Source organism: Patescibacteria group bacterium (genome assembly GCA_041649475.1).
Taxonomy (GTDB): domain Bacteria; phylum Patescibacteriota; class Patescibacteriia; order Magasanikbacterales; family GWA2-37-8; genus JBAZNA01.
On the sequence record JBAZNA010000001.1, the window covers coordinates 573,978 to 589,662 of the forward strand.

General features: G+C 41.0%; 13 protein-coding genes. 5 read left to right on the forward strand and 8 right to left on the reverse strand.

From position 1 onward, the window contains the following. The 8 genes from WC526_02790 to WC526_02825 are packed head-to-tail and all read right to left on the reverse strand — an operon-like array spanning window position 1 to window position 7,481. Complete coding sequence (locus WC526_02790) at window positions 1-627, reverse strand: hypothetical protein (protein ID MFA5062047.1); 627 nt, start codon at window positions 625-627, stop codon at window positions 1-3. Window positions 628-629: 2 nt separating this feature from the next. Continuing rightward, window positions 630-1,850: a peptidoglycan DD-metalloendopeptidase family protein gene (locus WC526_02795; protein MFA5062048.1), complete on the reverse strand. Its 1,221-nt coding sequence runs from the start codon at window positions 1,848-1,850 to the stop codon at window positions 630-632. A gap of 2 nt (window positions 1,851-1,852) precedes the next feature. Continuing rightward, on the reverse strand, window positions 1,853-3,244 hold the full coding sequence (gltX, locus tag WC526_02800; GenBank protein ID MFA5062049.1) for a glutamate--tRNA ligase: 1,392 nt from the start codon (window positions 3,242-3,244) through the stop codon (window positions 1,853-1,855). 42 nt (window positions 3,245-3,286) lie between these two features. Further along, window positions 3,287-3,790 carry an NUDIX domain-containing protein gene (locus tag WC526_02805; GenBank protein MFA5062050.1) on the reverse strand — a complete coding sequence of 168 codons (504 nt, stop codon included), beginning with the start codon at window positions 3,788-3,790 and terminating at the stop codon, window positions 3,287-3,289. A 2-nt stretch (window positions 3,791-3,792) separates the two neighbouring features. Continuing rightward, on the reverse strand, window positions 3,793-4,524 hold the full coding sequence (locus WC526_02810; protein ID MFA5062051.1) for a WecB/TagA/CpsF family glycosyltransferase: 732 nt from the start codon (window positions 4,522-4,524) through the stop codon (window positions 3,793-3,795). A gap of 1 nt (window position 4,525) precedes the next feature. Continuing rightward, window positions 4,526-6,211 (reverse strand): DUF2207 domain-containing protein, encoded by a 1,686-nt coding sequence (locus WC526_02815; protein ID MFA5062052.1) that lies wholly within the window; start codon window positions 6,209-6,211, stop codon window positions 4,526-4,528. Window positions 6,212-6,214: 3 nt separating this feature from the next. Then, entirely contained in the window at window positions 6,215-6,772 is a 558-nt protein-coding gene (thpR, locus tag WC526_02820; protein MFA5062053.1) for an RNA 2',3'-cyclic phosphodiesterase, read from the reverse strand. A 1-nt stretch (window position 6,773) separates the two neighbouring features. Beyond that, window positions 6,774-7,481, reverse strand: coding sequence for an isoprenyl transferase (locus WC526_02825; GenBank protein MFA5062054.1), 708 nt, complete (start codon window positions 7,479-7,481; stop codon window positions 6,774-6,776). 77 nt (window positions 7,482-7,558) lie between these two features. Here WC526_02825 and clpB point away from each other — a divergent pair, with 77 nt between their 5' ends. The 5 genes from clpB to def are packed head-to-tail and all read left to right on the forward strand — an operon-like array spanning window position 7,559 to window position 15,655. Continuing rightward, window positions 7,559-10,192, forward strand: a complete 2,634-nt coding sequence (gene clpB, locus WC526_02830; protein MFA5062055.1) for an ATP-dependent chaperone ClpB — start codon at window positions 7,559-7,561, stop codon at window positions 10,190-10,192. A gap of 39 nt (window positions 10,193-10,231) precedes the next feature. Beyond that, on the forward strand, window positions 10,232-12,454 hold the full coding sequence (locus tag WC526_02835) for a serine hydrolase (GenBank protein MFA5062056.1): 2,223 nt from the start codon (window positions 10,232-10,234) through the stop codon (window positions 12,452-12,454). A gap of 9 nt (window positions 12,455-12,463) precedes the next feature. Continuing rightward, window positions 12,464-13,261, forward strand: coding sequence for a class III extradiol dioxygenase subunit B-like domain-containing protein (locus WC526_02840; GenBank protein ID MFA5062057.1), 798 nt, complete (start codon window positions 12,464-12,466; stop codon window positions 13,259-13,261). A 6-nt stretch (window positions 13,262-13,267) separates the two neighbouring features. Next, a complete protein-coding gene (gene priA / locus WC526_02845) occupies window positions 13,268-15,169 on the forward strand; it encodes a primosomal protein N' (protein MFA5062058.1) in 1,902 nt (633 codons plus the stop codon). Window positions 15,170-15,175: 6 nt separating this feature from the next. Beyond that, window positions 15,176-15,655, forward strand: coding sequence for a peptide deformylase (def, locus tag WC526_02850; GenBank protein ID MFA5062059.1), 480 nt, complete (start codon window positions 15,176-15,178; stop codon window positions 15,653-15,655). Window positions 15,656-15,685: the final 30 nt, after the last annotated feature.

Below are 15,685 nucleotides of genomic sequence, written 5' to 3' on the forward strand. Positions count from 1 at the left end.
TTAGAGCAAACTAAACGTCTTCATTATCTCATCAAAAATATTTGTCACAGCCGCGCGATCAAACTCGGCTGGCCTGGTTTCTTCCGGATAATTCAACCTCTGCACCGAGTGCATAAATAGGGCAACATTGTAACACGAATCCCCTTTCACGACCGCATAGCGCACATCTTCATAATAGTTCCCTGCCCCAGCACCGGATTCGTCAATTTTATTAAAAGTAATTCCGTTTATCGTTACAGTTGAAGAACTATTTTCTCCGCCATTAAATGACGCATAACAATCAGCCGGCGTGGCCACTTTACGATTTGTAATTCCAACATACGCCTCACGTAGATTCGTGCCCGTAGTATAGGTTGAAGGAAAATCAATTTCCGTACCGGTCGCATTGTGATCCACCAAAAATATATTGTCGTCTTTCAAATTAAATTCCGGCGGATAGCTGATTTTATATCCGTCTTTTGTGCTCGCATAAGTATTCCAGGCATCAGGTGTCCCCTCTTGAGTGCTTGTTGTCGGAGTTGGTGATGTTGAAATGGGTGTTTGTTTGTTTAAAAAAATTTTACCAACGACCAAACCGGCCACGATGATTAGGAGAACAACTATCCAAATCAGTCCTTTTTTATACATAATTATGGATTTATATAGCCGAACGGATTAACCGGAATACCGTTTAAACGGGTTTCAAAATGCAAGTGGGGACCGGTGACAAACGGCCCGGAGCCAACCATTCCCGGCGTGCCGCCGGACATACCAATCACGTCGCCTTTGGTTACAAATTGGTTGGGAGTAACATCCACACGGCTTAAATGCCCGTACAAAGTTGAAAAGCTGGCTGTATGTATTATCAAAACATAACTGTAGCAACTTGACAAGCTGCACCGTTTGGCCGTGGCCACATATCCTGATGCCGCGGCACGAATCGGCGTCCCCTGCGCCGCCCGTACATCTATACCGCTATGCTGCATGACATTTTTAAACGGATAATCCGGATCATGAAAAATAGCATTTACTACATGACTGGGCACCGGCCACTGTAAATCACCCACGCTCGTGTCCGCGATTTGATTATTAGCTTCCAATTTTTTGCGCATTGACTGTTCGTCGCTGTTAATCTGACTCACGATCGTCTGGTATTGCTGTTTTAAACTGGAAAGCAGAGTGCGGTATTTTAATTCTGAAGATTTTGTGGATACCAAAAGTTGTTGTTTGGCGTTTGATTGATTGGTCAGGGCATCCATTTTTTCCTGCATCTGTTTTTGCAGATCCTCAAGATTTTTTTCTTTATCCTTTAACTGCTGCTGTTGTTTTTGCAAATCCTCTTTGGCCAGCCGCAAAACTTTAACTGATTTTCCCAAATCAGTATAAACATTTATCGTATACTGCAATTGATTAAAAAAATCAGTGAGATTATTATTGGTAAGCAAAATTTCTAAATAATTTTTCTGTTTTTCCGCGTTTATATTCTGCACCATTTTAGCAATTATGCCTTTTTGTTTGGCAATGACATTTTCTTTATCCTGAATAATCAGTTGCAAGGCAGCAATTTCCAACTGGGTTTGTTTTATTTGTGTTTGGGTTAAATCTATATCGGCTTGAGCTTTGGCAATATGGTTATCCAGTATCCCTAATTGATTTTTCAAAGAGTTGGCTTCAAGTTGTTTCTGGGAAATATTTGTATTGTATTTAGCGATTGTATCTTCCAGTTGTTTAACAATACTTTTGTTGGCTTCAATTTCTCTTTTTAATTGATCTATTTCTGTCTGATTGGTGGTTGTTGTCTCTGCAAACGCAAAAACGGGCTGAAATAATAGCCCTAACACAACCAAGAAAATCAGAATGGTTTTTTTCATGGTTATATTATACCACGGATAGCGGTTTGAATTCTATTTAAGGTCTCCTCTTTGCCTAAAACCTCGGCAATTTCATACGGTCCGGGAGAATTTTGCTGACCTGATAAAGCCACGCGCAGAGGCCACAATACCGAACCGGTTGAGTATGCTTTTTCTTTCATCCACTCCCCTACTTTGGCTTCCAAACTTTCTTTTGTCCATTTTTTTTGTTTGGCTAAAAATTCAGCGAGTTGCGGCAAGATTTTTGCCGCCTCTTCTTTGGAACTTTTTTTCCAGATTAAAAGATCTGGTTCATATTCCGGCAATTGGGTTATGAATTTTATCGCTTCGGGTAGCTCTGACAAAACCGTGATTCTTTCTCTTTCCAACGCAATCGCGTTCTCCAGTTTCTTATCTTTTGGGTTGAGTCCGGCCATTTTTGCCAACTCTTTATTTGATAATTTCTTTATATATTGTTTATTATACCAGTCCAATTTTTCCAAATTAAATACGGCGCCGGATTTATTCACTTTTTCCAGCTTGAATTCTTTTATTAATTCCTTAATGCTGAAAATTTCTTTTTCCGTGCCCGGGTTCCAACCAAGAAAGGCGACGAAATTGATTAATGCTTCCGGCAAATATCCTTTTTTTCTGTAATCTTCAACCGCCACATCGCCCTGGCGTTTGCTTAGTTTGGATTTATCCGGATTCAATAATAATGGCAAGTGCGCCATATTAGGAACTTCCCAACCAAAATATTTATACAGTTGAATATGCTTGGGCACACTGCTAATCCACTCTTCACCTCGGATAATATGGGTGATATTCATTAAATGATCATCAACCACCACCGCCAAGTGATAGGTGGGGAAGCCGTCGGACTTTAACAAAACTTGATCATCAACCAGTTCATTTTTGAAAACAACTTCACCGCGGATTAAGTCCGTAAATGCTGTCTCCCCCGTTTCCGGCATCTTTAATCTGATTACATGTTTTTCGCCGGCGGCCACGCGCTTTTTTGCTTCTTGCGGATCAATGGATAAGCAATGTTTATCGTATTTGGTCGGCATTTTTTTAATTTGCTGGTCCTCGCGTAATTTTTCCAAACGTTCCGGCGTACAAAAACAATAATAGGCCTGGCCGGCGTCAATTAGTTGATCGGTATATTTTTTATAGACGTCTAAGTGTTCGGATTGAGTATATAATTTTTCGTCATGCACTATTCCAGCCCAGCCAAGCGAGTCCAAAATATTCTTCACACCATCGGCCACAAATCTTTCCCGGTCAGTATCCTCAATGCGCAACAAAAACTTGCCTTTATTTTGTTTGGCAACCAAATATGAATATAAGGCGGTGCGCAGACCGCCGACATGCAAATATCCGGTTGGGCTGGGGGCGAAACGGGTGCGGATCATAGATGTGTTTAATAATGTTTATGCTAAAATTATACCCCAACTTTAGGCACAAATCAAGGTAATATCTTTAATTCTATCTAAAATAAACAATAACTCTGGATGAAATTTTTCACCAGCAGCAATCATCTTTTTTATCTCTTGATTACTAAAAAATTTTACCGAATCAACCACTTCAGAATCAATAATAAATGGACCGTCACTTTTAGCTGTAAAACTTGTCAAAAATTTGCCAATTCCATCCGGTGTTAAATAAAAATCCTTGCGTGCTAATTCCAATTTACATTCCAACCCGATTTCTTCTTTAAGTTCTCTTAAAGCTCCTTCTTCATATGTCTCCCCTGACTGAACATGGCCACTGGCACTTATTGACCAATGCCTAGGGCAAAAATGTACATTTTGGCTGCGTAATTGCAAGGCCAATTTGTTTTCATTATTAAAAATAAAAACATTCGCAATCCTGTGCGTCAACTTTTTTTCATAAATATCATTCTTAGATCCACTGCCAACAATAATATCGTTTTCATCCACAATATCTAAAACTTCCATATTTATTTAAAAACAGATAAAAACAAAAATTTTATAGTGGCATTATAAATTCGGACCAATCTTGATGGTTGTTTAATAACCCGATAAAGCCACTCCAGTCCCAGATTACGTATCAAACTAGGGGCACGCTTAACCACACCAGAAATATAATCAAACGCCCCACCCACACCCATGGCAATTTTTATATTTGGTAACTTGGTTAAATTTTCATAGATCCATTTTTCCTGTTTGCCCATGCCAAAAGCAACAAAGATAATTTCTGCACCAGTTTGGTTGATTTTTTCCAAAATAGTTTCGTTATTTTCTACAGAAATCGTTCCATCTTGATTTTCATTTATTTTTGGGCCTTTATCCATCCCGGCTATTTTTAAATTTGAGAATTTCTTTAGCAAATTTTCAGCGGTTTTGTGTATCACCTCATCATTACCGGAACCCAACAAATAAACACCCCTCCCCTGCTCCGCGGCAATTTCACACAACTCAATCATAAAATCCACACCCGGAATTCTTTTTATACCGCTGGCCATCTGTAACCCAAACCCATCGCACAAATTTAAATCACTGGAATTTAAAACTTTTTTAAAATTTTCATCCTTTTGGGCTTTGACCAAAAACTCCGGATTAGGAGTGTAAATCTTATGTTGACCGGAAGGCAAAAACTCACGCGCTTTTTGTTGCGCTTCTGCCAAACTTAAACCGTCAATTCTAACTCCTAAAATTTCTTTAAAATTCATATTACCAGCTTCCTCCTCCACCCCCGCCAAAACCACCACCCGAGCCACCACCACTAAACCCACTGCCACCTCCTGGCGCAGTAGCCATGACTGCTCCGGCAGTATGACTAAAATTATTCATAGTAGAAGCAAAGGCGATAACTGAAAAATTGGCTCCACTTGAATCATTATACCAATTTGGATTTTGGGTATAAATTCCCTCAAATTGTTTAGCCCACTGCTTCTCCACTCCCAAAACCATCGCATACGGCAAAAGTTTCTCAAACTGCTCTGGATTTTTCTCGGGTGCATTATGAAAATTTATTCTATCTTTTTCCGCCACTGTCAGATATATTTTTAATCCTAAAATATGTTCTTTGGCCAACACACCCTTTTCACTCCTTCTTGGCATTATAAATCCAAGGACTACTATCATAACACCTGAAATAAACACGCTAATAGCCGCCAAAATATTTCCATCTTTTCCCAAGAGAATGCCACCGGCCGTAAAAAAGGCGCCTATTACACTAAAGATTATTCTGACTGTATTGGGATTTTTGACAAAATATCCTTTACTATACGTGTTGGCATAGATCATTTTTATAACCTCGGCAATCCCGGAATAAATTTTTGTTTTCAAAACGGACAAATTCACAATTTTTCCCGACTCAAACATCGCTTCCATCAATTTTTTATCAAAATCATTACTCAAATCATCCGGTTCTTTTAATTTATGAAAGGTATAATCTGGTTGTTTAAACAAAACACCATTTTCTGTCCTGATTATTTTTAAATACCCTTTTATAGCCAAATCAATAATTTGAGCCGAAATATCTCTGCTTTCCGCTTTTTCATCAATAATTGTGCCCACTTCGGCTGGGGACAACTTATCGGGCGGGTCAAATTGCGCAATAATCACTCCCCTGCCTTTTGGATCACGACCGAATTTGTACCAATATAAAATTAGCCCAATTAAAACAAGGATTGGCAAACCTAAAATGAGATTATCTTGTAAGGTGAGTAAAACGTTTTGGAGTTGAGTTGGTTGAAAAATCGTTCCCTTTGGCAAGCCCAATACTGCGGTCAAGCCCTCGCCGGGCGACAAATATCCTTGATTAAAAAGTACTGCGTTGTTATTTGTAAAAGAATGGGACAGACAAGGATTCTGGTTTCCACTCACACCCATATAACAAGCAGCTTGAATATTTTTACTGTCTACAGTAAAGTCAGAAAAAATAATTTTAACTGAAGCTTTATTAATTGCCACCTGCCAGCCGTTTCCTGTCGCATTCCAGTATAACTCGTCGTGATCAGAAAAATAATTTATAGCTCGATCAACAGTGTAACTAATTACATAAGTTTTTACTCCGGTTACCAGTTTGTCTGCGTCGCCAATTTTTATCTCTAAATTTTTACCGGGATACGAAATTGTATATTTGTACGGTTGGCCATTTTCATCAGTTACACTAATTTTACTAATTCTCAAATTATAATTTCCACCGCGCGCTTGATATTTAATCGGGATATCCCGGAATATCCCATGCTTCTGGACGCCATCAAAATTATACTCAACCCTTTCGGTAACATTTATACTACTATCTTTGTTAACATTAATAACAACGCCAAAATTATTGATTTCTTCAGCTCGGGCCAAACCGGCAAAACCCAAACCAATTATTATAAAAATGACAGTTAAAATTCGCTTCATAAATTAAGAGTTTAATTTAAAAGTTTCTATAACCTCATACACCGGCCCGGCAGGTGTTAAATCGCTTTTTATAAACAAAACTTCATCAACAATCCATTTTGTTTCTTGAACACTTATATTATCCAATGAAATTTTTCCGGAAAAATCAGGTTTTATACGGCCCAATGTGGCGTGCGGATACCATTTCCTGTTATTTAAATTTAAACCAATTTTAGCCAATTCATTGTGTAGTTCTACATATAAATTAACACTCGAATTTCTTTCATCATCACCAATATCAACCACCAATACATTCGGATGCTCTAGATTCGGAAACGCATTTACTTTTTTTAATTTATATTCAAAAGGTTTGTGTTGGATACAAATGTTATTCAATATGTTTTTTATGTGTTCAACCTGTTCTTCTTTAACATCCCCCAAAAACTCAACCGTAACATGCATATTTTTGTCCTCCACCCATCTAATTTTAGCCGATAAATTTTGACCGTTAATTTCGGCCTGCGTTTTAACAAGCTCCTGCTTGGCTTCGTCTGATAATGGAAAAGCAATAAAAGCGCGCATATTAATTTCCAAATCTCCTTTGCCGATTATTATATTCAGTAATGGCTTTGTCCAGTTCTTTGGCATCAAAATCCGGCCAATACACATCAGTAAAATACAATTCACTGTAAGCGGATTGCCAGGGTAAAAAGCCGGATAATCTTTGTTCACCCGACGTTCTGATGATCAAATCCGGATCATCCTGTCCGGCAGTATCAAGATGAGCGCCAATTAACTCTTCATCAACCTCTTCTGGCTTATACTTTTGTTCAACAATATTTTGCACCGCCCGCACGATCTCATCGCGACCGCCGTAATTTAAAGCAATGTTAAAAATCAATTCATTATTATCTTTGGTGGCTTCGGTTGCCTTTTTTATTTTTTCCTGAACTTTTTTTGACAATTTAGCAAACGAACCCAAATGGTTAAATTTAACTCCCATTTTTTGTAGTTCAGGTAAATTTTTATCAACAAAATTAATAAACAGATCCATCAAAAAATCTACCTCTGTTTTGGAGCGTTTCCAATTTTCAGTGGAAAAAGCAAAAACCGTAATTATTTTAAGACCGATTTTTTGAGCATACAAAAGAATATCTTTTAATCGGTCTGCCCCTGCCTTATGCCCGGCCATGGCCGGCAGTCCCCTCTCCTTGGCCCATCTCCGATTCCCATCCATGATAATTCCTATATGTTTCAACATAATACAGCTTATTTTAGCATAGCTTGACATTTTTTTACAGTTTGTTATGATATTATCACTCACCTCCTACGAGTGATAATAACCTCCTAGCTAAACCTAACAATAATATGATTCCCCAAAATTTTACCAATAAATCCCAAGAAATCATTCAAAACGCGGCCAAAATTGCCTTTGAGAACGGTCAGCAGCAAATTGAACCGCCGCATCTGTTTTTCGCCCTTTTAGACGATATTGAAGGCATTGTCGTATCAATTTTACATAAATTTAACGTAAATACAATAGCGCTAAAGGCAGGCGCCCAGTCCTTGATAGACAAAATGCCAAAACAGCCCGGTTCATCCCCTGTTGGCGGTATCGGCCAAATTTTGCTTGGCCAATCAATGCTCTATATTTTTCAAACCGCCGTGGGCGAAGCCAAAAAAATGGGCGATGAATATATCAGTGTGGAACACCTGTTTCTGGCTTTCATGGTCGGCCGCAATCCGATTAGCGACCTGCTTTTAGGTTATGGGGTAAATTACGAGGACACGCTCAAAGCCCTGGCCGGCATCAGAGGCAGTCAAAAAGTTGACAGCCCGGAACCGGAAACAAAATATAATGTTCTGGAAAAATACGGAAAAAATCTGACCGACTTGGCCTATAAAGAAAAACTTGATCCGGTAATCGGCCGCGACGATGAAATCCGCCGCGTCATGCAAATTCTGTCCCGCCGCACGAAAAACAATCCGGTACTGATCGGCGAACCCGGAACCGGCAAAACAGCCATCGTTGAAGGTTTGGCGCAAAGAATTGTGAACGGCGACGTGCCCGAGTCCCTAAAAAACAAAGAAGTGATCGCTTTGGATATTGGTTCGCTGTTAGCCGGAACAAAATTCCGCGGCGAATTTGAAGATCGTCTGAAAGCGGTTTTAAAAGAAATTAATGATTCGGCCGGAAAAATCATACTGTTTATAGATGAATTGCACACTATTGTCGGCGCCGGTTCTTCCGAGGGCTCGGTTGATGCTTCTAACATGTTAAAACCGGCACTGGCAAGGGGCACACTCCACGCCATTGGCGCCACCACTTTAAAAGAATACCAAAAATATATTGAAAAAGACGCAGCCCTGGAACGCCGCTTCCAGCCGGTGACGGTAAATGAACCGGCGCGCGATGATGCCGTTGCTATTTTACGCGGCATTAAAGAAAAATATGAAGTTCATCATGGCGTACGCATCACCGATTCGGCTATTTTAGCCGCGGTTGATCTTTCCCAGAGATATATTTCCGATCGTTTCCTGCCCGACAAAGCCATTGATTTGATAGACGAAGCCACCTCGGCTTTGCGCATGCAAATTGATTCCATGCCGGATGAACTGGATAAGATGAAACGGGCAATGATAAAAATGGAAGTTGAAAAACGCGCCTTAAAAAAAGAAAAAGAAGAAGAAGCCAAAGAACGCCTGGCTAAACTGGAAAAAGAATTGGCTGAAACAAAAGAAAAAAGCAACGAGCTTGAGGCCCGCTGGAAAAACGAAAAAGAAGTTATCACCGGCATTCATAACCATAAAAAAGAAATTGAACAAATCAAACAACAGGCGGAGATTGAAGAAAGACGGGGCGACCTGCAAAAGGTAGCCGAAATTAGATACGGCAAAATCCCCGGTTTAGAAAGCTTAATCAGGCAAGAAGAACAAAAACTTATAAATATTCAAAAAGACACCGGCATTCTGAAAGAAGAAGTGACTGAAGAAGATATCGCCCGGGTAGTTTCACGCTGGACCGGCATTCCGGTTTCCAGGATGTTAAAAAGCGAAGCCGAAAAATTGGTCAACATGGAAAAAGAAATTTCCGAACGTGTTATCGGTCAGGAGGAAGCGGTCAAAGCCGTGGCCAATGCCATCCGAAGGTCAAGAGCCGGCATTTCCGAACCAAACAAACCGATCGGGTCATTTATATTTCTCGGTCCAACCGGCGTCGGCAAAACCGAACTGGCCAAAGCCCTGGCTGAATTTCTGTTTGACACCGAAAACGCGCTGGTGCGGGTTGATATGAGTGAATATATGGAGAAACATGCGGTCTCAAAAATGATCGGCTCCCCTCCCGGCTATGTCGGTTATGAAGAGGGCGGACAGCTTACGGAAATAATCCGCCGCCGACCCTATTCAGTGGTGCTGTTTGATGAAATTGAAAAAGCGCATCCGGATGTGTTTAATATCTTGCTGCAAATTTTAGATGACGGCCGCGTGACCGATGCCAAGGGCCGCACCGTGAATTTTAAAAACACGGTAATTGTCATGACCAGCAATATCGGCAGTAATTTTATTATGGACATGCAGAAAAAAGGCGAATTCGGCTTTGGCGACGGGCACGGCAAAAAAATCGGTGAAAAAAATATCAAAGATAAAATAATGGAAGAACTGCAAAGCAACTTTAAACCGGAATTCTTAAACCGCATTGATGATATTATTGTCTTTCATTCACTGACAGAAAAGGACATAAACAAGATTGTGGAATTACAGCTCTTAAAAGTGCAGGAACGTTTGAACGAAAGAAGAATTATGCTGATTATTAATGACAACGCCAAAAAATATCTGGTGAAAAAGGGCTACGACCCGAATTACGGCGCCAGACCGCTTAAACGCATCATCCAAAGCGAACTTTTGGACGAACTGGCCATGCAACTGATAGAGAAAAAAATCAGCGACGGCGATACGGTTAAAGTGACTTCCGAAAAAAATAAACTGATGCTGGCAAAGTAAACTTTTTTATTGCGGAAATATGTGTTATAATTAACACATATGAAAAACTACACTATTGCCAAAATAATAGCTATATTTTGCTTAATTTCTTTGGGCTTTCCATTTTTAGCCCAAGCCCAAACGGCCTCAAACTTCAATCCGGACTTCATTATCTCCGATGAAGAAATGCAAAGCACCGGTAATTGGACAACAAGCGACATCCAACAATTTTTGACAAGCAAAGGCAGTTACCTGGCTTCTTTGGTTGTGCCGGATGTCAGCGGTATTGTGAAAACAGCGGCCGAAATAATTTATGACGCGGCCGTCACCTATCAGGTCAACCCCAAATATCTGCTGGTCACTCTGCAAAAAGAACAAAGTTTAATCACCGACGACACCCCCACCCAAAAACAACTTGACTGGGCCACCGGTTATGCCGTCTGCGACAGTTGCAGTATGAGTGATCCGAAGGTTATGAAACATAAAGGTTTTAGCAAACAAGTTGACGATGCCGCCGGCATCATCCGCTGGTATTATGATAACACCGCCAATTCCATAGTTAAGAAAAAAGATCAGACCACCAGCATTGATAACACCAGCGTGGTTCCGCAAAGCTGGGCTACCGCTTTTCTCTACACCTATACTCCCCACTTACATGGCAATGAAAATTTTTGGCGAATCTGGAACACCTGGTTCAGTCAGATTTATCCCAATGGAACACTCCTAAAATCAGACCTGACCGGAGATGTTTGGTTGATTCAAAACGGCGTTAAACGAAAATTTACCAACCAAGCCACACTGCTAAGCATGGCCGATCCGAAAATGATTATCACCACGTCGGAAACCGATTTAAGCAACTACACAGCCGGCACAGATATTTCTTTCCCGGTTTATTCCATCTTAAGATCGGCCAGCGGCATATACTTGCTTGACTATGACACCCTGCGCCCGTTTGCTTCCGAAGCGGTAGTGCGCGCCTTAGGTTATAATCCTCAAGAAGTTATAGAAGTTGACGATACCGACTTGGCCAATTACCCGATCGGAGACGTGATCACCGCCTCCACCACTCCGGGATCTGTACAGGGAGTGATTTATCAAATCACCGATTTAAATAATGCCTATTACTTGTTTAAGGGCAACAAACTTTACCCAATCACGGACAAAAATATAATCCAAACAAATTATAAAGACCTGCCGATTGAAAAACATAAACTCTCCTACATCAAATCAATTGAAACCGCCGACATGCCCATTACCTTTAAAGACGGAACCCTTTTGAAACCTGCGGGTGGCAGCATTGTTTATGTAATGGAAAACGGCAAAAAACGCCGGCTTGCCGATGACGATACCTTTCTGGCCATGGGATACAAAAGAACCAATGTGGTTACTGTAGCTCAAGCTACAGTCGTCAGCATCTTAAACGGCGAACCGATTTTTTTAAACAGCAGTTTAATCTCATCTAAAAATAAATTCCTGGGCGACAGCGAAGCCAAGGTTGACGACATGTATGGCAGTAAACTGCCGGCCTACTTGGTAGCCGAATATCCCAGCGGCCGGATTATCTCCGGAAAAAATATTGATAAAAAATTATCCATCGCCTCGCTCACCAAGCTCGTCGTTGCTTATGAGGCCCTCAACCAAAATTTTGATCTGACCAAAACGAGTGTTTATGATTCCAAAAAATACGGATCCACAGGCGCCGGCTTGTCACTAAAAAACGGCGCCAAAATAAAAAACACTGACTTGTTTAACTATACGCTGGTTGCCTCAACCAACAATACCGCCCGCATGCTCGCCCAAGCCACCGGACTAAGCGAAGCTAATTTTGTTTCCGCCATGAAGGAAACTTTAAACAATTGGGGCGTCAGCGATACTACCATCTCCGATGTTACCGGGCTGGACAAGAACAACCAATCATCCGCCAGAAATCTGTTAAAGATATTTACCAAAATAATGGAGAATAAAAATATAAAATCGGCTTTATCTTTAACTAAGTATTCATTTAAAGAACTGCCGAGCAAAGCCGGCGCCGCCAGTCACGCCATTGCCAACACCAATCAACTGTTTAAAGTAACAAACAAAAACTACAAAATTCTGGCCAGTAAAACCGGTTACACCGATGAAGCCGGCGCGGTTATGCTGATGCTGGTTGAATCAACCGTAACCAAAAAACAATATACCGTAATTACGCTTGGCAATCCCAATTACAGCAACCGTTTCACTGAACCGAATAATATTGCCAAGTGGATTTCCACCGGAAAAGTAAAAATTGCTAACTATTAAATTAAATATATGTCGTTAGTTTTTGCCGGCATCGCTCCCCATCCCCCGCTTTTAATTCCCACCATCGGTAAAGATGCCATAAAAAAAGTTGCTCAAACCAAAAAAGCCATGGAGCAATTAGAGCAGAACTTGTATTTAACCCATCCGGAAATTTTAATTATCATCTCGCCTCACGGCAGTTATTTTTCCGATGCCTTTACCATGAACATCGCTCCGGAATTTGAAACCGACCTGCGCGATTTCGGCGATCTGGCCACCAAGTTAAAATTTAAAGGCGAAATGAATTTATCTTCAATGATCCGCGAAAGCAGTAAAGATCAAAAATTTCCCACCACGGCCATCAGCGAAAAGAATCTGGACCACGGTTCATCGGTGCCTTTATATTACTTGGCCAGCCATTTGTCTAAGGTACAAATTTTGCCCCTTGGTTTTTGCGATCTGGACTGGAAAACCCATTTGGATTTCGGTTATATGATTAAAGAACGCATCATGGAGACCAACAAACGCGTGGCTGTCATCGCTTCCGGGGACTTGTCACATGCGCTACTCACTGATGCACCCGCCGGATATAACGAGGCCGGACCGGAATTTGACGCCAAGATTCAAGAACTACTATCAACCAACAATGTGGCCGGCATGCTCCAGCTTGATAAAGATTTTATCGCCAATGCCGCCGAATGCGGCTTCCGGTCATTTTTGATCTTGATGGGAATTCTGCAAGGCGTACACTACACTTATAAATCATACTCCTATGAGGGCCCGTTTGGCGTCGGTTATCTGGTGGCCGACTTCGCTCTCTCCGTCTAACCGCCTATGTTTGCCAAAGTAATACCAGCCAGGAGAATGCCGGTAACGTTGCCGTTTTTTGATTACGCGGTGCCGGAAGAAATGAAAGCTAAAATCAAGGTTGGACAGCTGGTAAAAATTCCTTTTTTAAAATCGGAAATCTTTGGAGTGGTGGCGGAATTAAATTCAGCCGGTAGCGAACATAAACTGAAGGAAATTAAAGAGATTGTTTTCACGGCCCCGATTCTTTCCCGCGCGCAAATCAATTTTTTAATTGACATCGCCGAATTTTATCACACGTCTCTGGGTTTTATTTTAAAATCTTGTTTGCCTCCGTTACAAAAAAGAAAATTGAAAAAGATGCAGGAAAGCGGGGTCATGCCCGTACCGGCGAAACAGACCGCCAAATCGGAATTTGCTAAACCGACATTTTTTGCCTTCGGTAGCGATAAAGAAAAAATAAAATTTATTTTGAAAAAATTAATCGGTCCGGAGCAAATTCTCTATCTGGTCCCCGAACTTCCTAATTTAGAAAAAATTCAGAAACAATTGCCTGAAAATATTTTACAGCATGCGGAAATAATTACCGGCGAACTGTCCAACAAAGAATTATTTGACAAATGGATGCGGATTTGGAGCGGCGAAAAAAATATTATCATCGGCACCAGACGGGCGCTGTTTCTGCCGTGGTTTAATTTAAAAACTATAATTTTGGATGACGAAGCGAATTTAAATTATAAAAGCTGGGATATGGCTCCGCGCCTGCACACTCGCGACGCCGCTATATTTTTGGCTAAGCATCACGGCGCCGAACTTAACTTACTCGGCCACACTCCCTCGGTTGAAACCTCTTATTTTTGCCAGCATAAGATTTATAAAAACGCCGATTCCGAAAACACCGGCGCTCTTGCTATTGCGCCCTTTGAGAGTAAACCGACGATTATTGACTTGCGCGCCGAGCGCAAAGCCGGCAATTATAATTTCATCAGCACGCGCTTGGTGGAAGAATTTAAAAATATTAAAAGCGGAGATATTTTCTTTTATCTTAACCGGCGCGGTTCTTCCAGTTACGTCGGCTGCCGCGATTGCGGTAATGTCTATAAATGTCCGAACTGCCACATCACTTTAAATTACCATCAGGATCAAAATCTTTTAAAATGCCACTACTGCGGACACAGCGAACCGATGCGTTCGTCATGCCCGAACTGCCACGGCGTAAATGTGACGATGTTTGGCGTGGGCACACAGCAGGCCGAAACCGCCATCAGAAGAATGCTCGGCGCCAGTAACGGCCGCAAAGTGGTACGCATTGACAGTGATGTCAATGATTTGGAAAATTTAAACACGCCCGAAGATAAAATAATTGTCGGCACGCAGTTGGCCTGGTCATATCTGGACTGGTCAAAAATTAAATTGTTTGCGTTTTTAGATGCTGACACTTCTTTGTTTATTCCCGAATATAAGGTAGTGGAAAATTTATTTCAGCTTCTGCGTGATGCCCAATATAATTTACAGGATGGCGCCAAGCTTATAATTCAAACCAATCACCCCGATCATCTGGTGTTTAATTCATTGTTTAAACCGGAAAATTTTTATGCTGAACAATTAAAAGAAAGACAACTCTTGGGTTACCCTCCTTTTAAATTTCTGCTAAAATTATTCTATGGGAACCATAAACAGGAATTGGCTGAAAGAGAAGGCCAAAGAATGGCCAACCTCCTGACTGCCTTGACGAAAAGCCAAAAAGATATTAAGATAGCCGGTCCGCTGCAAACTTCGCCGTATTATTACGGCGGCCAATATTGGCAGGTGATTCTGGCTAAAATCGGCTATCAAAGCTATAAACAAAACACGAAATTGTTACTGTCAAAATTGCCGCCAAATTGGAAAGTGGACCCGAATCCGAATTCCATATTATATGCGAATTAAAAAAATATGAAATTAGAAATCATTACCGAACCAAGTCCCATTTTGCACAAGGTCTCCAAGCAGGTGGCCATTGGCGAAATTGGTTCCAAAAAAATCCAAAAACTTATCATTGATTTGACCGACACTCTCTATGCGCAGGACGGCGTGGGCATTGCCGCTCCCCAGGTAAACGAAAGTTTACAGGTTTGCATTATCTCCAAAAATGCCAACAAAGATAAGGCCAAGGATATTATTTTAATCAATCCGAAGTGGGAGAAGGCCTCGGTTATAAAGGACTGGGATGAAGAGGGCTGTTTGTCCGTGCCAAAAATTTACGGGCAGGTAAAAAGATATAAAAAAATAAAAGTAGCGGCTTACGATGAATCCGGCAAAAAAACACAATTTATCGCCGAAGGGCTTTTCGCGCGCGTTATTCAGCATGAGGTTGATCATCTAAATGGAATCTTGTTTATAGAAAAAGCAAAGAATTTACATACCATAGATTGATTCTCCTGAGATGATATCAATTTTTCGCCA